Origin of the sequence: Bradyrhizobium liaoningense (assembly GCF_018130955.1) — a bacterium.
In the GTDB taxonomy this organism is placed as follows: Bacteria; Pseudomonadota; Alphaproteobacteria; order Rhizobiales; family Xanthobacteraceae; genus Bradyrhizobium; species Bradyrhizobium liaoningense_C.
In genome coordinates this window covers 1-18,375 of sequence record NZ_JAFCJM010000072.1, presented here as the reverse complement: position 1 = coordinate 18,375, position 18,375 = coordinate 1, and the positions used below count along the sequence as shown (strand labels likewise).

The 18,375-nt window shown below is 65.3% G+C and carries 16 protein-coding genes; 6 read left to right on the top strand and 10 right to left on the bottom strand.

Translation table 11 applies throughout. The features are described from left to right. Window positions 1-156: 156 nt before the first annotated feature. From JQ632_RS33860 to JQ632_RS33850, 3 genes are all read right to left on the bottom strand, one after another. The gene (locus JQ632_RS33860; RefSeq protein WP_212407036.1) at window positions 157-1,143 is read right to left on the bottom strand and encodes a tripartite tricarboxylate transporter substrate binding protein; all 987 of its coding nucleotides are present in this window, start codon (window positions 1,141-1,143) and stop codon (window positions 157-159) included. 235 nt (window positions 1,144-1,378) lie between these two features. Beyond that, window positions 1,379-2,581: an acyl-CoA desaturase gene (locus JQ632_RS33855; RefSeq protein WP_409363527.1), complete on the bottom strand. Its 1,203-nt coding sequence runs from the start codon at window positions 2,579-2,581 to the stop codon at window positions 1,379-1,381. Between the two features lie 154 nt (window positions 2,582-2,735). Next, window positions 2,736-2,945: a cold-shock protein gene (locus JQ632_RS33850; protein WP_212407034.1), complete on the bottom strand. Its 210-nt coding sequence runs from the start codon at window positions 2,943-2,945 to the stop codon at window positions 2,736-2,738. A gap of 431 nt (window positions 2,946-3,376) precedes the next feature. On the opposite strand from JQ632_RS33850, the gene JQ632_RS33845 reads away from it, so the two are divergent. Beyond that, window positions 3,377-3,577, top strand: a complete 201-nt coding sequence (locus JQ632_RS33845) for a hypothetical protein (protein WP_212407065.1) — start codon at window positions 3,377-3,379, stop codon at window positions 3,575-3,577. A 51-nt stretch (window positions 3,578-3,628) separates the two neighbouring features. Here the strand turns inward: JQ632_RS33845 and JQ632_RS33840 are convergent, their stop codons facing one another. From JQ632_RS33840 to JQ632_RS39775, 5 genes are all read right to left on the bottom strand, one after another. Beyond that, the gene (locus JQ632_RS33840; RefSeq protein WP_212407064.1) at window positions 3,629-4,447 is read right to left on the bottom strand and encodes an ABC transporter substrate-binding protein; all 819 of its coding nucleotides are present in this window, start codon (window positions 4,445-4,447) and stop codon (window positions 3,629-3,631) included. A gap of 36 nt (window positions 4,448-4,483) precedes the next feature. Then, window positions 4,484-4,606: a hypothetical protein gene (locus JQ632_RS40145; RefSeq protein ID WP_283817755.1), complete on the bottom strand. Its 123-nt coding sequence runs from the start codon at window positions 4,604-4,606 to the stop codon at window positions 4,484-4,486. Window positions 4,607-4,685: 79 nt separating this feature from the next. Continuing rightward, complete coding sequence (locus JQ632_RS33835; protein WP_212407032.1) at window positions 4,686-6,260, bottom strand: S10 family peptidase; 1,575 nt, start codon at window positions 6,258-6,260, stop codon at window positions 4,686-4,688. 367 nt (window positions 6,261-6,627) lie between these two features. Beyond that, complete coding sequence (locus tag JQ632_RS33830) at window positions 6,628-6,921, bottom strand: hypothetical protein (RefSeq protein ID WP_212407030.1); 294 nt, start codon at window positions 6,919-6,921, stop codon at window positions 6,628-6,630. Window positions 6,922-7,006: 85 nt separating this feature from the next. After that, entirely contained in the window at window positions 7,007-9,490 is a 2,484-nt protein-coding gene (locus JQ632_RS39775) for a caspase family protein (protein WP_249152729.1), read from the bottom strand. Between the two features lie 384 nt (window positions 9,491-9,874). On the opposite strand from JQ632_RS39775, the gene JQ632_RS33820 reads away from it, so the two are divergent. The 4 genes from JQ632_RS33820 (at window position 9,875) to JQ632_RS33805 (ending at window position 13,968) form a co-directional block, all read left to right on the top strand. Then, complete coding sequence (locus JQ632_RS33820) at window positions 9,875-11,773, top strand: autotransporter outer membrane beta-barrel domain-containing protein (protein ID WP_212407028.1); 1,899 nt, start codon at window positions 9,875-9,877, stop codon at window positions 11,771-11,773. Window positions 11,774-11,941: 168 nt separating this feature from the next. After that, window positions 11,942-12,721 (top strand): NAD kinase, encoded by a 780-nt coding sequence (locus tag JQ632_RS33815; protein WP_212407026.1) that lies wholly within the window; start codon window positions 11,942-11,944, stop codon window positions 12,719-12,721. 92 nt (window positions 12,722-12,813) lie between these two features. Next, window positions 12,814-13,359 carry a response regulator gene (locus JQ632_RS33810; protein ID WP_212407024.1) on the top strand — a complete coding sequence of 182 codons (546 nt, stop codon included), beginning with the start codon at window positions 12,814-12,816 and terminating at the stop codon, window positions 13,357-13,359. Window positions 13,360-13,389: 30 nt separating this feature from the next. Next, window positions 13,390-13,968 carry an Hpt domain-containing protein gene (locus JQ632_RS33805; RefSeq protein ID WP_212407022.1) on the top strand — a complete coding sequence of 193 codons (579 nt, stop codon included), beginning with the start codon at window positions 13,390-13,392 and terminating at the stop codon, window positions 13,966-13,968. A 167-nt stretch (window positions 13,969-14,135) separates the two neighbouring features. Here JQ632_RS33805 and JQ632_RS33800 read toward each other — a convergent pair whose 3' ends face one another. Next, window positions 14,136-15,305, bottom strand: coding sequence for a DUF2336 domain-containing protein (locus JQ632_RS33800; RefSeq protein WP_212407020.1), 1,170 nt, complete (start codon window positions 15,303-15,305; stop codon window positions 14,136-14,138). 147 nt (window positions 15,306-15,452) lie between these two features. After that, complete coding sequence (locus JQ632_RS33795; protein ID WP_212407018.1) at window positions 15,453-16,478, bottom strand: transglycosylase SLT domain-containing protein; 1,026 nt, start codon at window positions 16,476-16,478, stop codon at window positions 15,453-15,455. A 285-nt stretch (window positions 16,479-16,763) separates the two neighbouring features. Between JQ632_RS33795 and JQ632_RS33790 the strand changes: the two genes are divergently transcribed. Continuing rightward, on the top strand, window positions 16,764-18,278 hold the full coding sequence (locus JQ632_RS33790) for an outer membrane protein (protein WP_212407017.1): 1,515 nt from the start codon (window positions 16,764-16,766) through the stop codon (window positions 18,276-18,278). The last annotated feature ends 97 nt before the right edge of the window (window positions 18,279-18,375 follow it).

Sequence of the window (18,375 nt, the reverse complement as noted above, 5' to 3'; positions counted from 1 at the left end):
AAGCTCGAAAACAACCCCATGCAAAGTAGCCGCTGACCGCGGCGCCGGCCTTACGCCTTTTCCGAAATAATTTGACACGTCGGGCAAATCGGTGGCATTATGCCATCATTGCATCGTGTGGGGCGGCGGGCCTGCCGTGGCGACGATCGGAGTACCTCACGCCGGCTCCAGCCCGAGCGACTGCGCGGCCTCGAGCCACACCGGCAACTCGCGCTGGTAGAGCGCGTTGCTGTCCTTGAAGCCGAGCGCCGGCTCCAGCACGAAGGTCGCAAGCACCTCCTTCACCTTCGGATCATTGTTGGCGGCGACGCACAGCTCCGCCAGGCGATCGACGATCGGCTGCGGCGTCGCCTTCGGCAGCGCCCAGCCGGTGAAGCCGCTCACGGTGAAGAACCTTGCCGTCGCGCCCTGCTCCGGCAGGGTCTTGACGGCCGGCATCGCGCCGACCTTCTTCGAATGCACGGCGAAGACGACGCCGCGGTCGCTTTGCAGCACCGGCTGCGCGGCCGTGTAGCTGCCCATCGCCGCGTCGAGCGTGCCCTCCATCAGGCCCGTCCACATCGGCGCCTCGCCGCGGTAATGGACCGGCTCGATGCTGAGACCGTACTGCTTGTTGAGCTCGTTGATCGTCATGTGCGGGACCGAGCCTGCGCTGTAGGTGCCAAAATTCACCTTGCCGGCCTTGCGCGCGAAGGCGACAAAGTCCTCCAGCGTCTTGACGCCGGTCTTCGGGCTCGCGATCAGCAGCAGGCCTGCGCCCGGAATGATGCTGACGAGCGTCAGGTCCTTGTCCATGTCGTAGCCGGGACTCTTCATGACCGCCCGGTTCATGATGTAGGTGGTCGAGATCGAGCACAGGATGGTGTGGCCGTCAGGCTCGGCGCGCGCGACCTCCTGCGCACCGATCGCGCCGGAAGCGCCTGCCTTGTTCTCGATGACGACGGTCTTGCCGACCTGCTTGGCGATAAACTCCCCGAAGGCGCGCGCGAGCAGATCGGTCTGCCCGCCCGCCGGATAGCTGCAGATCATGCGGATGTTTCGCGACGGCCACGCCCCTTGCGCCGAGACACCGCGCGAGAGGAGCGGCATCGTAGCCGCGCTCGCACCGGAGGCGATGAAGCGGCGGCGATTGATCACTGACATGGCTCCCTCCTCCGATTTTTTGGGGGAGGGTATCGCATCATCGGGGCGCTGCCACGTGCGACATTGCGATGCGGGTGACCTAGCCGCCCCCTGCTATTGCAGCCGCGTCTAAACCTCCAAACCCTTCGGCAAAGGCGTCCTCTGCGTGCTACGTCCACGCAGCTACAGCGCAGAGGTCGAACCGAGCCAAACCGCAGCCTCAGATTCGAGTTGATGAATCAGCGCCGCCAGTTGGTCATTCCGAACGGGGATGACCCGAACGAATGCTACCATTCGCCACGGATATCGGAATTGCGTCGGCCACCGGCGCCGGGACTGCCAACAACAGGCTTACGGACTCGACCAGAAGCTCATGGGCGCGGTCGACAATCTCGTCCAGGGACATCGTCTTGGCGAACATGCGCTGGGCTTCGGCCAGCAGTTGGGCGCGGGTCGGCATGCTGGGCAGATGCAGGTCCGTACGCTGCTGTAGCAGATGAAGCGTGTCCCGCACCGACAATCCTGTGTCATGGACTGACGATCTGATCGCCAGCGCAATGGACTCAGGGTTGAAGCGGCCGGCAAGCTGCTCAGCCGTTCGCTTCAGCACGCGCGCTCCCAACCGATGCTCATTGCGCAGAACCTGCTCGGGCGGCATCTTCAGATCCCAGACGATCCCGAGCCAGGACAAGGCGACCAGGACACCATACGTCACATCGATCTCCCACCAGTAGAAGCCCTGGCGGACGCTGCTCTGGTAGGCGTGATGATTGTTGTGCCAGCCCTCCCCCATCGTCACCAGAGCCAGCAGCCAGTTGTTGCGGGAGTCATCACCCGTCACATAGCGCTTGCGTCCGTGAACATGAGCGAGGGAGTTGATGCAAAACGTGGCGTGATACACAAGCACGGTGCTCCAGAGGAAGCCGACCACGAGTCCCGACCATCCTGCGATGAGGAAGCAGAGGCCCGCGGTCACGACCGCCGGCAGAAGCTCAAGCCTGTGCAACCACATCAGCTCGGGATAGGACGCAAAATCCGACACTTTCACCAGATCGGTTGCATCGTGCCGTCGGTAGAAGATCCAGCCGACATGACTGTACACGAAGCCCTTGTGCCGCGGTGAGTGCACATCATCCTCGGTATCCGAATGCAAATGATGATGCCGATGTTTCGCGGCCCACCAAAGGACGCTTTTTTGAGCGCTGCTTTGGGCGAGGAATGCAAGGATGAACTGGAACACCCGGCTCGTCGCGTAGGCACGATGCGAGAAGTACCGATGATACCCAGCACCGATCGCAAACATGCGCAGCCCATATAGAGCGACGCAAATCGCAATCGCCTGCCACGAGACGCCCGACCAGATCGCCGCGATGCAGCCTGCGTGGACCAACAGAAACGGAAGGACCTGCGGATACATGACGTCGTCGTGGTCCTGATGCGGATCGATATGGGTGGACAAGCTCGCGACCTCAACTGTTTCGACGCACGGATCGCCCCGCGCGGGCTGCGACAAAAAATAACCCCGCGCCCGGTAAACCGGGTGCGGGGTTGCGAAACCAGAGACTCTGCCGGTACATTCGCGGTCAAAGCATCATAGCACCGAGTGCAACAGCTTACGCCGCGCGCAGATTGTCCGCGGCAGATTTGCCGGTCCGGCGGTCTGCAACGATTTCAAACGAAACCTTCTGTCCCTCGTTGAGGGTGCTCATGCCGGCACGTTCAACCGCGCTGATATGAACGAAGACATCCTGGCCTCCCTGGTCCGGCTGAATGAAGCCGAAACCCTTTTGGCTGTTAAACCACTTCACAGTACCCGTAGTCATGCGGGGATCGTCCTTTGAGATAGATAGATGTTTGGATCCGCACCCGAGAGCGCAGCAAGCTAACTCGAAATTTGGGAAGAGGTCGTCAGTCAGGCGCGCTGTCAGCGGCGAGGCCAAGTCTTTCGGCCGAAACTCGATTGGCCATACATGGCTGTTATTTGATCACTTTGCAAGAGCCTCCCCCTTCTGACCCCGCGTCAATACGTCCGCGTTGGGTCAGCGCAGGGGTCAAGGAGAACATCGCCCGCAACCGCACTCTCACGCCCCGCGCGTTATAGGGCTCGCTAGTGGCAGAACGTAAGCGTAGTGTCGCGCGATCACCGCCCTTCCCCACGCCTTCCATCGGGTGTTCTTCCGAATAGTGATCTTCCGCCCTGCCTTCGATTGAGTTGCCGGTTGCGATCGAGATGATACTTGCAGGAGAGCCCCGTATCAGCGAACGACTTGAAACACTGAAGAAGGCCCGCGATCGCATGATCGAGGACCGCGACGCGCATGCGAAAGTGCTGGCCGCCGCTTTCGAGCGCGACACGGCCGAGCGGGCACGCAACAAATTCGTCGAGATGCAAGCGCTGATCGACGCGCTGTACCGTGCGATCAAGAGCGAAGGCACGATTTCAGGCGCGAACTGAAGCGCGTATAAGGCGCGACAGATCGGCGCAATCATGAAAAGAGCGGGCCCCCTACTCGACGATTTCGTCGGCGAGGGCGAGCACCGTTAGAGGGATGGTGATGCCGAGGGCCTTTGCGGTCCTGGTGTTGACCACCAGTTCGATCCTCGTCATCTGCTGGACCGGCAGCTTTGCAGGTTTCTCGCCACGCAGAATACGAGCAACATAGTCGCCCACCAGCCGGAACGCGTCAGCGGGGTTCGCCCCGTAGCTCGCCAGACCGCCGTCGGCTACGAACTGGCGCAGGGGATACATCGCCGGCAAGCGGTGGCGCGCGGCAAGCGCAGTCATGAGCTCGCGATTGTTCAAGAACACCGGGTGATTGTTGACGAGGATTGCGCCGGCACCTTCGTCAACCGCCCGCGCGAAAGTCTCCTCGCTCTCGGCGGTCTGACTCACGCTGTACAAGCGCATTGTCACGCCGCGAGCTTCCGCCGCACGTTGAAGCTCGGTGTAGAAGGGCTCTTCGGCCTTGTCGCCGGTCCGGGTGTAAAACAACGCGAAGGACTTTACCGCCGGCGCCAGCTCGTGCAGCACCTCGGTGCGCTTGAAAAGCAGATCCGGATTGAGAATGAAGACGCCGGTGACGTTTCCGCCGGGATCGTTCAGACTGGCAACGAAGCCGCTTGCCACCGGGTCGAAACCCGTCATGAAAACGATCGGGACCGACGTGGTTGCAGCCTTCGCTGCTGACGTCGCCGGGCCGCTCGGCGTGACGATGGCGGCCACACCACGTTGAACAAGGTCGTTTGCCAACGCGGCCAGCCGCTCCTGTTGGTAGTCCGCACAGCGGTATTCGAGGGTGAAATCGCGCCCTTCAACAAATCCCAGAGCAACAAGACGAGACCGGGCCGGCGCAAAACTCGCCTAAGCCGCCTCCAGGGGCGCGACTGCGAGAACGCCGACCACGGGCGCAGTCCGCTGCGCCTGTGCCGGGCCGGACCAGAGCGCGGCCGCACCTGCCGTCAGGATGAAATCACGGCGCCTCATATCAACGCATCCCGTAACGCCGAAGAAACCCTACCAGTTCGGTCAGGTCAGGGCAAAGCGTGGCGCTGAGAGCCGTCGCCTACTTCATCATCTTCTCGACTTCGCCGCGCAAGGCCTGGCGCGAGGCGTCGCGCGAATAGAACATGTGGCCGCCGGGATAGACCACGAGTCTTGCACGCGGCGGTGAAGCGAAGGCAGGCAACTGGTCGAGCACCAGCTTCGATCCGAAATATGGGGTTGCGATATCGAACAGGCCGTGCGCGACCAGCACGCTGATGTTCGCATCCGTCGCCAGGATCTGGCGCAGCTCCGAGATCGACTGCGGCGGGCTGATGCCGCGGCCAAAATCCCAGTTGCGCTCGACGGAGCCGTTGAGGACTTCGTAGGAGCCATCGGGCCGCCAGTTCAGCTTGCGCGTCGTGAGGTCGACGGCGGCGCTGGTCAGCGGGGCCTGGAGGGCATCGCCGGAAGGATCGCCGAAGCGCGAGACGTTGGATTCGGGATTGGGATCAAAGCCGCGCACCGAGGCATCGTAGCGGCCCGTCACCTTGCCGCTCCCGCGATCGAACTCGCGCTGGAATTCCGCGACGTCGAAGCGTCCGGCAAGCCTGCGGCTCGTCGCCCGGTCGATGCCGGTCAGCGCAGAGACCTTGTCGGCAAGGCGCGTGGTGGCCTCGACATCGGCCTGGCCCTTCAAGAGGTCGCCGAGGAATTCGCCCCTTGCATAGGCCTCGACGTCGGCGAGATCGGCGCGGGTCACGCCTCCCTTGCCTTCGCCCTTGCTCTCTCCTTTGGCCTCACGCGCAACCGCGGCATAACTCGGCAGTGTCGCGACATATTGCAAAAGGCTCGTGCCGGTGAACTCGCGGAAGTCGAAGAGCGGCGAGATCATGATCAATCCCTTGACGCCGACGCCCTGCTGAAGCTGGAGATTGCGCACGACCTTTGGCCCGCGAATGCCGCCATAACTCTCGCCCGCGACGAATTTCGGCGAGGCGAGCCGCTCGTGCTTCTCCAGCCAGCGGCGGATGACGAGCGCAATCGCAGCGACGTCGCCGTCGACGGAGTAGAAGCGTTTTCGCGCCTCCTCGCCGCCCGTCACGAAACGGCTGTAGCCGGTGCCAACGGGATCGATGAAGACGAGATCGGTGAAGTCGAGCCAGGTCTCGGCGTTGGGTTTCAGCTCGGGCGGCGTCGACGGCGTGACGACGTCGGCGTTGAGCGGCAGCCGCCACGGACCGGCAGCGCCGAGCTGAAGCCAGGCCGAGGATGCGCCGGGACCGCCGTTGAAGAAGAACGTCACCGGGCGGCTCGCGCGATCGGTGCCGTCGAGCTGGTAGGAGGTGTAGACGATGTCGGCCTGTGGCTCGCCCTTGTCGTCGAACAACCGGATCGAGCCTGCCGTGGCACTGAAGTTCAGGGTGCGGCCGGGCAGCTCGAGCGTCTGGCTGGTGGCGGAGTCAGGCGGCAGGCGGTGCTGCTCGGTACTGGACGGCGAACCCTGCGCCTGACCGCCGCGCGCGCCACCCTTTTGGCCGGCGGGCGTTGCGACGTCGGGACGCGGCGGCGCATCATCCGCGTGCACCGCGCCGACGACAACGAGCAGCGCCAGGGCAAGAGCCGAGCGGCGCAGCGCCGGCAAACCAATCAGCATGATGCATCTCCCTGCGCGGTCGCACGCACGCCCGCGATACGAAAAATAGCGTGCGCGGACGTAGCGGAGAATTGCGACGGATTCACGTTTGCGGGAGGCACCCATATGCCACCGGAAGCGAACGGCTAAAACAGGACGATTTTGGCTGAATCGGCGCGAGCCCCAGGCGCAGAACACCTCTCCCGTAGGGAGAGGTCGGATCGCATCGAAAGATGCGATCCGGGTGAGGGGTCAAGGTCTCACTGAGTGTTGCGGCCCCTCACCCGGATTGCACTGGGCGACGCTTCGCATCGCCAGACGCAATCCGACCTCTCCCCGCTGGGGAGAGGTGAACCGGGCAACCGGCTGCACTCCGTCTCATCGCACGCTAATAGCCGATACCGAGCATCAGCACGAACTGGCGGCCGCACCAGATGCTGGAGCAGCTGAGGTCGACCGGCACAAAGGCGCGATCGTAGATCGCGGCCGTGCGATGAACCGTACGGCGATGGGTGACGCGATGCCGGACGGGCGCAGGCTTTGCCGTGACCTTGGCCACCTCCTGCGCCGAAATCCGATCGTTCGTTTGGTCGGCGGCGGAGACAGGCTGCGCCGTCGCCATGACGACGGATACGGTCATCACGGCTGCGAGCGCCAGTGGATGACGGCAAAGGCTGTGCATGACCTGCTCCTTCGTAGCTTCCGTAGCTTCGCCCGGACCGATCCCGATAACGCCAGAACCGACCGATGGTTTCAACGTTTCGACATCAGAATCCGACGCCAATCATCGTGCTGTGGCCGCCGCCGCCACCACCGCCGCTGACGATGCTCGGGCGCGCGACCGCCTGCTGCCGGGCGCGCGGCGCATCGTTGTCCGGCTTGGCGCGGCGGGCCGGCTCGCGCTCGGCGGTCGCCGCCGGCTTGCGGCGTGGCTTGTCCTCGTCGTTCTTGCGCGAGGCGGTCGGCGCCGCCGCAGGTTTCTCGTTCGCGACGCAGACGTCGCCCTTCAGCGTCTCGTCGCTCTTGCACTGGAGCGGGCAGACCCGCGTCGCATGCTTGGTCAGCTCAGTGACGAGAGCCGTCGTCACGCTGATCTTGTCGGCCTGGGTCGGCTGGCCGCCGATTGCGAAATAACGGACCAGCGCAGCGCGCGTCGGGTCGCTCAGCTTGCCGTCCGGCTTGCCGGTCAGGCAGCCGATACGAACCAGCTCGGTCTGCGCCGAGGTGACGAGCTGCGGCGAGCTGGGCTGGGTCGCGGCGCGCTTGGCGGCTTCAGCGTTGAAGCGATCGATCGCGGCGACGACGACCGGGCCGAGCCGGTCGCAGGACACGGTCTTCGAGAACGCCTTCAGGTCGTCGATGCCGGAGCCTTCACTGCCCTTGGCAATGATCGCATCGAGGCTGCCCTGCTCGCTCTTGCAGGTGGCCTCCCGGGCCACGGTGAACTCGGCGGCCTTGCGGGCCTCCTCGGCCTCGCGCGCCTGCTTCTCGGCCGCAGCCCTCGCGGCGGCAGCCTCTGCGGCGATCCGGTCACGCTCGACCTGCTCGGCCTTCTGCCTGGCCTCCTGGGCCTTGCGCTCGGCCTCAGCGGCTTTCGCCAAACGCTCAGCCTCGGCGGCGGCGGCGCGGCGCTGGTCCTCGAGGCGCTTCTTCTCGGCGGCCGAGGCTTCCCTGGCGGCAGCGATTTCGGCCCGCTTGCGCGCCTCCTCGGCATCCTTGGCCTGCTTCTCGGCGGCCGCCTTTGCAGCGGCAGCCTCCGCGGCAATCCGGTCACGCTCGGCCTGTTCAGCCCGTTGCCTGGCTTCGAGCGCCTTGCGCTCGGCTTCCGCAGCCTTGGCCTGCCGCTCGGCTTCGGCCTCGCGTGCACGCCGTTCATCGTCCTGGCGCTTCTTCTCGGCAGCGGCGGCGGCGGCAGCCGCCCGCGCCTTCTCTGCCGCCTCGGCTTCACGCGCCCGGCGCTCGTCATCCTCGCGCTTCTTCTGCGCGGCGAGCTCGGCCTTTTCCTGATCGGCCTTGCGCTTCGCCTCTTCGGCGGCGAGCCGCGCGGCCTCGCGCTCGGCGCGCGCCTTGTCCTCGCGTTCCTGGATCGCCTGCTTCAGCATGTCGACGCGCTGCTGCGCGGTGATCGCTAGCGGCGAATCCGGGAAGCGCTTGACGAAGCGCTGCAGCGCCGGGATGTCGACGCTGTCCTTGATCCGATCCCACTCGATCTGCTCCTTCGTGGGCGGTGCATCGCGGGGCGGCGCGGGTGCTTGCGGATAGGCCGCGACCTGGACGTTGGGCGACGCCGCCAGCGGCTGGCTGGGCAAGGCATCCATCTGCGCGCGGGCAAGCTCGGCATAGAAGCCGGTCGGATGGGTCGCGAGGAAAACCTCCCACGCGCGGCGGGTGCCGATCTTCTGCACCAGATCGTAGTCGGCCTTGACGTCGCTGACCGGCGCCTCCTGCGGCACGGCCGGCGCCGGGACCAGCGAGATCGTGCCGCCGCCAAGCGCACCGTAGACGAACGGCTCCTGGCGGTTGCCGGTGGCCTTCAGGACCTCGTCGCGCACCCGCCCGAAGGCCAGGCGAACATCGAGACCGGGCACCGGAAGATTCTTCAACACCGACGTCGTGAACGGGCTGTGCTCGCCGTCGCCGTCATCCGCCGTCGAGCCCGCCTTCGCCGCGTAGGCGATCAGCGTATCCGTCGAGGTCGGCTCGACCTTGCCGAGACCGCCGCTGACGGCGCGGGTTGCGCTATTGCGCCGTTCACGCCGCATGGTGGTGACGAAGGGGTTGTCGCGGCAGGCGTCCAGGATGACCAGGCGCAACCGCCTGGCGCCGTCGGCCGACGAGACCAGCCGCTCCAGCGGGATCGCCTCGTCGTCGGCGTCGCGGTCGCTCGCCAGACGCGCGTCGACCGGGATCAGGTAGTTGGTACCCCCGATCTCGAGGCCGTGGCCGGCGTAATAGACAACAGCGATATCGGCCTGGTCGGCCGTGGCCTCGAACTTGCGGATGGCGCGCTTGAACTCGAGATTGCCGACATTGACCAGCGTCTCGACCGTGTCGAAGCCGGCGTCGCGAAACATCCTTGCGACCGAGCTCGCATCGCGCGACGGATTGGGGAGCTGCGGGACCGACTGGTAGGTCGAGTTGCCGACGACCAGCGCCACCCGCCGTTCAGCGAACGCCGAATCGGAGCCGAGGGCCGTCAGCAGAAGGGCCCCGCCGATCGTCGTCGCCAGTGCGATAAGGCGCCTGATCATCGAAAATTCCGTGCCGGGCACGCGCCTCACCGATCCTCATCTCCCGCAGGACGTTGAGGGTCGAAACCGCAGCGCGCCCGAAAAATTCGCTAAGTGTGACCGAAGTTTACCTTCCCGACTGCGCGCGATCAATGCGCCGAAATTGCTTCACCCGACGGTATTACCTGCATCATGCGGAGAAGCGTGATGCACGTCACAACTCTCCGGCGCAAAATGCGCGGCATCCCGCCGCGGAGTGTGGCGGGCGGGGTACAGCGTCGCGGAAATCCGCGACAGGTCACATGGAACCGGGCTGATCGGTCTTCCGAGCGCTCCACACCTGCAATAGCGTTGTTTCCAATTGTTTCGCGGACGCGCGCCGATTCTTTTCGATTGGAGACTGCAATGAAGTTCTTGGCAGGGACCCGCCTGGGGCGGACGGGAATTGCCAGCATCGCGGCGGTGGCCGCATTGGGCGCGTCGTCCGCAGCCATGGCCGATTGCTCGGGTACGGGCGCAGCCGGCGTGCTATCTCCACTCCTGCCGTTTGCCTCGGGCGGCGCGGTCAACTCGCTGATCTCGGCCATCAACACCGCCAACACGGCCTTCCTCACCCAGTCGAGCGCGTTCGTCAGCGCGCCGCCGAATCCCAAGCCGAACCAGGAAGGCGGCGGCGTCTGGGCGCGCGCCATCGGTGGCGACATCACCACCAAGAGCACCAGCACGACGACGAACATTTCGGTCGTCGGCGTTCCCGTGCCCGGCACGATCACCTGCAACAACTCGACCAGCCTTCAGTTCGCGGGCGTGCAGGCCGGCACCGACGTGGCGCGGCTGAACTGGAACGGCTTCAACGTCCATGTCGGCGCGACCGTCGGCTATCTCGGCGCCCGTGCGCGCGACAAATCCTCGGCCGGTCTGCTCAACCCGCTCGGCGGCACCTTCGAGGACAATCTCCAGGTGCCGTTCGCCGGCATGTATGCCGCCATCACCAAGGGCGGCTTCTTCATGGACGGCCAGCTCCGCGCCGACTACTACCAGAACTCGCTCAACGACCCGCTCGTCAGCGGCCTGTTCAGTCAGAAGCTCGACGCCCGCGGCATCGCCTTCAGCGGCAATGTCGGCTACAACATGCCGCTGCAGAACAACTGGTTCATCGAGCCGTCGGCCGGCATCGTGATCTCCAAGGTCAAGGTCGATCCGCTCACGGTCACCGGCACCCTTGCGACCGGCACCGGCCTGACCCTGCCCGGCACGCTCCACGTCAACGACATCAACAGCGAGCTCGGACGCCTGAGCATCCGCGGCGGCACCACCATCGCGTCGGGCAACATGATCTGGCAGCCCTTCGCGATCGCCAGCGTCTACCACGAGTTCGAGGGCGCGATCTCCTCGTCGTTCGACAACGCCGGCCTGCCGGTCCCGCTGAACCTGCTCTCCGGCGCGGGCCAGATCTCCTCGACCAATATTGGCACCTACGGCCAGATCGGCGTCGGCGTGTCGGCACAGGTCGTCGGCACCGGCCTGCTCGGCTATCTGCGCGCCGACTATCGCGACGGCCAGAACATCCAGGGCTACAGCCTGAACGGCGGCATCCGCTATCAGTTCACGCCGGAGATGATCTCGCCGGCGCCGATGTACGCCAAGGCTCCCGTCAAGGCGCCGGTCGCGGTGGTCGCGCCCTATGACTGGAACGGCTTCTTCGTCGGCGGCAGCGCCGGCATCCTCAACGGCCGCACCGACTGGGACTTCGTCGTCCCCGGCACCTCTACCAATCCGCGCTTTGCGGGCGGTCTCGGCGGCGTGCAGGCCGGCTACGACTGGCAGCGCGCCAAATGGGTGTTCGGCGTCGAAGCCAACATCAACGGCACCAACGCGCATGGCGCGCGGCCCTGCCCGGCCGTCGACGCCACCTGCGAGGCCTGGGTGAACTGGATCGGCACCGCCACCGGCCGTGTCGGCTATGCCTTCTGGGATCGTTCGATCGTCTACGGCCGCGGCGGTCTGGCCTACGGCAACACCAAGGTGTTCGGCTCCTGCAATACCGGTCCGAACAACGTCTTCCAGATCAACTGCGGCCCCAGCGACACGCAGACCAGGCTCGGCTGGACGCTCGGTATCGGCAGCGAATTCGCGCTCGCCAAGAACTGGACGGTCCGTTCGGAGACCAACTATTACGACCTCGGAACGAAGCGCTACTCGATCGCCGGCGAGCTGGTCGACGTGCGCGAGCGCGGCTTCATCACCACCGTCGGCGTGAACTACCGCTTCAATCCCGGCGGCACGGTCGTCGCCAAATACTGATCAAAGGTACTGATCCCGGCCAATCGGGACTTTTTACCCTGAATCCAGCCGGGCGGCCGTTTTGACGGCCGCCCGTTTGCATTCGGGGCGGGTCATCCTCGACAATGGCCGCGGAGGTCTATAGAGCACCCTCCGCGCAACCTTCGCCGAGCAGCGTGTCCGTGAGCCATGAAAAAATCCCCGCGATATGACCGGATCGCCTTCGTCGCCAGCGCCGGCACCGAGGCCCAGGCCGCGTTCACGCAGCTCACCGCCGCCTACGGCAATTGCGATCCTGACAAGGCCGACGTGGTCGTGGCGCTCGGCGGCGACGGCTTGATGCTCCAGACGCTGCACCGGAACATGCGCACGGGAAAGCCGATCTACGGCATGCATCGCGGCACCGTCGGCTTCCTGATGAACGAGTATTCGACGCACGATTTGCGGGCGCGGCTCGAGGCCGCGCATGAATCCGTCATCCACCCGCTCCTGATGCGCGCGACCGACGTGCATGGCACCGTGCATCTCCATCACGCGATCAACGAGGTCGCCCTGTTTCGGCAGACCAACCAGGCTGCGCGGTTCAGGATCCTGATCGACGAGCACGAACGCATGCCCGAACTGAGCGCCGACGGCATCATGGTGGCGACGCCTGCGGGCTCGACCGCCTACAACCTGTCCGCCCAGGGGCCGATCCTGCCGATCAACGCGGCGCTGCTCGCGCTGACGCCGATCAGCGCCTTCCGCCCACGCCGCTGGCGCGGCGCGCTGCTCCCGAACAGGGCCTATGTCGTCATCGAGGTGCTCGAATGCGACAAGCGGCCGGTGGCGGCGGCGGCCGACCATGACGAGGTGCGCGATGTCCGCCGCGTCGAGGTGCTGTCCGACCGGACCATCTCGATGCGCATGCTGTTCGATCCCGGCCACAGCCTGGAAGAGCGCATTTTGCGCGAGCAGTTCGGGCATTAGGCCCCTGCCGGCCCGCTTTGAGGCCGATGGCAACGCTTCGTTAACCCCGGGCGCGATATGGTTAACGAAGTCTACCGCTTGGCCCGGGCGTCATGTTCCGCATCGATTTCAACAAGCTGCGCTTCCTCGTCTGCGACGACAATCCGCACATGCGCCGCATCCTGCGGACGCTGCTGCATTCCTTCGGCGCGCGCGAGGTCTACGAGGCCGAGGACGGCGCGACCGCGCTGGAAATGTACAGCCACTACGTGCCCGACATCGTCATCACCGACTGGTCGATGCCGATCTTCGACGGGCTCGAGCTTGCGCAGATGATCCGCCAGCCGGAATCCAAGGGTAACCCCTACGCGCCGATCATCATGCTGACCGGCCATTCCGAGAAGCGCCGCGTCACGGTCGCGCGCGATGCCGGCGTCACCGAATTTTTGGCCAAGCCGATCTCGGCGAAAGGCCTCTATCAGCGCATCCTCAACGTGGTCGCCAGCCCCCGGCCCTTCATCAAGACCAAGACCTACTTTGGCCCCGACCGGCGCCGCAACACCAACTCCGCTTATATGGGCCCCGAACGCCGCGTCGGCGAAAAGCACGAGGTGATGCAACAGCCCTCGCTGCTCGACAAGGCGCGGTCCTCCATCTAGCTGACAGCATCAAGCCTCGAGGCAGGCATCATGGCCAAGAACAGCGCAAGGGACATCGAGGTCAAGGCCTTCGCCACCCATCACGTCATCACGCAGCCCAATCCGCTGCGCAAGGTGCTGCGCCGGGTCGAGGACAAGGACATGGACGATCCGGTCGGCCGCGCCGAGAAGGCGCTCGCCGGCCTCTCCGGCGAGTTCAAGGACTGGATGGCGATCGAGGCCGGCCGGCTGGCTGCGGCCTACACGGCCGTGCAGACGATCGGCTTCACCAAGGATTCCCGCGACGAATTGTTTCGCGCCGCCCACGACATCAAGGGCGATGCCGCGACCTTCGGCTATCCGTCCGCCGCCGTCATTGCCGAGAGCCTGTGCCGCGTCATCGAGCACGCGCCCGACCTTGCGAAGGTGCCGCGCGAATTGTTCTCGCACCACATCAACGCCATCCAGGCGATCGTGAGCGAGAACACCAAGCTCGACAGCATCTCCGTCGGCAGCGAGCTGGGCCGCCGCCTGCGCAAGGTCGCCGACGAATATCTCGCCCACGTCAACCGCGACCGCCCCGAGCATCTCGAAGCGGTGCTGGCGCCGAGCATCGTGCCGGGGGATTAGTCCCTCCGTCGTTGTGAGCCGCCGTAGGGTGGGCAAAGCCAACGGGTCGCGCGAACGCGCGCCCGATGACAGGCTCCGCGTGCCCACCTCTTGCATCGGCAATCTAGGATGAATGGTGGGCACGGCGCTGACGCGCCTTTGCTCACCTTACAGCATCCCCGTTGGGGTCAAGCCGCCGCCAGATCGTAGTGGATGACCGCCTCCTCCGCGACGAGCTCGTCGCAGAACAGCCGCGCCTCTTCGCGCGCGGATTCGGTGGCGAAGCGGCGCAGCAGGATGAGCAGCGGCTCGGTCGCGCCGCGGTCGGTCTCGCAATGGGTGAGCACGCGCTCGACCATGCGCCGGCGCAGCCGCGCGGCGCCGTCCTGGCTGTCGACAAAACCGTTCTCGTGGCAGGCATCGAGCGCGACCTGGAACGCGGCAAAGGTCGATTCCGGGAAACCGGCGCGGCGGAGCAGCGCATGCAGGCTGGTGCCGCCGCGGTCATGCAGCAGCGCGGAGACGCGCACCAGCGGCAGATCGGCCAGCTCGGCGAGCGCCGCCTCGAACAGTTCGCGATTGCCCGAGAGCAGCGCGCGCAGGATCAGGCCGGCGGTGAGCTGGGAGGTCGCGCGCAGATGGTGCACGAGACCCTGCATCTCCTCGCCGCGCGAGCGCGCGGCGATGTTGATGGTGGAGCGGTCGCGCGCTTCGGTCGCGACGCGCTCGGCACGGTCGGCGCTCAGCCAGTTGCGGGCGACCACGAACTGCGCGAGCGTATCGGAAAGCTTTGCGACCAGCGCCGCGCGCGTGGCTGCGGGGAGATCCTCCAGCACCAGCATCGCCTCGCGGATCGCGGCGAGATGACCGTGACGCTCGACGATGCGGTCCCAGGAGAACGGCGCGAGCTCGGCATAGGGATTTTCGATCAGCTCGAGCGCTGCGGCGGCGCAGCCGACCTCGGCAATCGCGGCGCCCACCGATGCCGGCAGCGCGATGCGGCGCGCGATCGCGCATTGCACCTCGTTGTTGCCGGTCGCGGCGATGTCGACGAGGTCGGCATCGATCAGCAGCGGCGAATGTTCGAGCACGGGCAAGGCGACGGAGGGCTGATCGGTCGAGAGTGCCTGCACGATCGCCGCCGGCGCCTCGGCGCTGCGCGCAAAGGCCTCCGCCATCGCCTGGCGCACCAGGGGTGACGGATCGTCGAGCAGCATCAAGAGCGCGCCTTCGGCGGCGATGCGGTCGTCTGACGAAAGATCTGAGATCAACCAGGCACGGGCCAATGCCCGCGTTGCCTCGGCCCGCTCACCCGCCGAGGCCGTCCTGATCCAATTGATGAACTGCCGAACGATCATGGTCCTTCCGGCTTACGCAACCTAACGAAACGGTGACCCCCGTCACCTGCAAGACAAAATAAACCACGACGCTTAACAAAGCGTTCACCATAACTGCTTGGGTTTATTGACGTTTTGTTAAGGGCTGCAAATTTTGCAGCGTACCGGTCAGCTGCTGAACGTGCCGTAGCGATCGCTGAACAGATCGAGCGGCTGCGGCGGACGCACCTCGGGCGTCGCGCTCGCGACCGAGGTGAGCGAGGCGTTGTTGCCCCACAATTTCTGCACCGTGGAGGAAACCGGCTGGCTGGTGTCGCCAGGCTGATAGATCGAGCGGAACACAGGCGGGCTCGCGGTCGAATTGTCGGCGACCGTCGTTGCCTGCGTCGCGCCCACGGGCGTCACCGCGCGCGTGTTCGTGCTCGGAAAGGTCTGGAGATAGGCGGCGTTGTCGATGACAGGCGCGGCCTGCACCGCATTGGCGCTTGCCACCGCCGTCGTCGACGGCGTGTCGCCATAGAGCGCCATGGCGGTGCGCGTCGCCTTGGAGTTTGCGGCGCTGGCGTAACGCGAGGACAGCACCGAATAAACTTCGGAAACGCTGCGCGCGCTTCCGCTCTTGTCGTAGAAGATCGAGCGGTTGGCAGCGGCAGCGTTCGGGAACAGCCGCGCAGCGGTCGCGCGCGGATTGTCCTCGGCGTTCGCAATCAGTTTTGCCGCGCCACCGACACCCATGAAATGCGCCATGTACATTTCGCTGTCGCTGGGGCGACGGCCGAGCAAACCAGTGAGCTTAAAACTGTTGGACTGCGTCAGCACCGCGGCCATGTCGGAGGCCGCCTGCGGATCGTCGCGCAGCTTCATGATCGAGCGCTTCATCGATGCATCCGCCACGGTGTAGCTGCCGGACGATGTCCTGGTGATGGCGTCGGCATAGCTGCCATAGCCGAGCTTGCCGCCCGCCTCCTTCACCGTGCCGAGCCAGGTCTGGTCGATGAACTGGTAGAGCCCGTGCGCCGACGAGGTCGAGGCGCCCGCGGTCGGGTTGAAATCGGATTCCATCTTGGCGGTCGTCAGCATGTATTCGAAGCTGACGCCGGTGCGGCTGGAGGCCTGTTTGATCGCACCGGCAACGCGCGCCCGCGACGGATCGATGTTGGCCGTCAGCGTGGCACTTGAATTGTCGACCGACATGATGGTGCCGCGAGCGCGTTGGCGGCGCCGGCAATTCGGCGCCCTGTCGTCTCACCCTGGGACAGGTATGGTTAATGCGGGGTTAAGACGCCCTCTGGGCTGTTCCGGGGCCCTTGGCCTCGAACAGCAAATGGACGTCCCGCCCCGGCGTTGTGTGATTTTTGCACTGGGCGCGCAAAATCTGCGCGGACTTCGCTATGGCCCACACCATGTTTCGCTCCTGTCCACGCAATCCCCGCCCCTCCCATCTAATCTGCAACGATGAATCGATCGTGGGGATCAACGATGAGCGGCTATCGCAACTTATTTGGCTTGGCCGCGATCGTCGTGATGACAGGATCGGCGTCCGCGGCCGATCTGGCGGCACGGCCGTACACCAAGGCCCCGGCTCCGGTCGCAAGCTGGACGGGCTTCTATGTGTTCGGCGGTGCCGGCGGCGGTTTGTGGGCCGCCGACAGCAACCTTGTCGCCGTCGGACCGGGCACTGCACTCACGCGCGACCTGCGGCTCGGCGGGAGCGGCTGGTTCGCAACGGTCGGCGCCGGCTATGATTGGCAGTTCGGCCAATGGGTCGCAGGCGTCTTCGCCGATGGACAGTTTGGCGAGATCAAGGGGGCGTTGACCGATACCCAATTCGAAGGCACCGAGAAGCTGCGCAGCAGCTACGCCGCCGGCGTTCGGCTGGGTTACCTGATTGCACCGAACGTTCTGTCCTACGTCAACGCGGGTTACTCCGGCTCCGAGTGGTCCGGAACCACGCTCTCCAACGTGGCTGCACCTGTTGATGCCTTTACGACGCCGTCCTTCCGTCGCGACGGCTGGTTCGTCGGCGGCGGCGTTGAGAACAGCCTGAACATCTTGGGCATCACGGCGCCTGGCTGGTTCATGAAGACCGAATATCGCTCCACATTTTACAATCGCGTCAGTCTGCCGGAGTCCTTCGTGCTCAGCGGCGCACCCAACGGCAATGCGATCACCTTCAAGCCTTGGACGCAAACCGTCACCACCTCGCTGGTCTATCGCTTCAATTCAACCGGCACGACGAGCGGAGCTGCAGACGTTGCGACCCGGTCCTACACCAAGGCACCGGCTGCAGGCTGGACCGGCTTCTACACGTTCGGCGGCGCCGGCGGCGGATTGTGGAACGCAGACAGCAACGCCGTTGTGGCCCCCGGCTTCCCGGTCGCCAATCCCCTGACACGCGATGTGCGGCTGGGCGGTAGCGGCTGGTTCGGCACGGTCGGCGCCGGCTACGACTGGCAGTTCAACGGCACCTGGGTTGCGGGTCTTTTCGCGGACGGACAGTTCGGCGACATCCGTGGCTCGCTGGCCAATGAATTCTTCGCTGGCCACACCGAGGGGACCGAGAAGCTGCGCACCAGTTACGCCGCTGGCGTGCGTTTGGGCTATCTCGTCGCACCGAACGTCCTTTCCTATGTCAATGCGGGTTACTCCGGCTCGGAGTGGTCCGGGACAACGATGACCCGGCTGGCTCCCGGCCCAGCCCTGGCCCCAGCCTTCCTGACAACCCCATCCTTCCGCCGTGACGGCTGGTTCGTCGGTGGTGGCGTCGAGAACAGCCTCAACATCTTTGGCGTCGCGACGCCGGGCTGGTTCATGAAGACCGAATACCGGTCGACGTTCTACGAGCGCATCAGCCTGCCGGAGAACCTCCCGCCCGGTAGTTTCGGTCCCTTGTTCCCGTTCAGCGGCGTGACGGCATCGTTCAAGCCCTGGGTGCAGACCATCAGCACCTCGCTGGTCTATCGCTTCAACTCGCCCGTGGTCGCGAAGTACTGAGCCAACCGCAACATCACGCAATCGGGATAGGGGGGAGCCTCGCAGCTCCTCCCCTCCCACACCACCGTACGTACGGGTCCGTATACGGCGGTTCGCT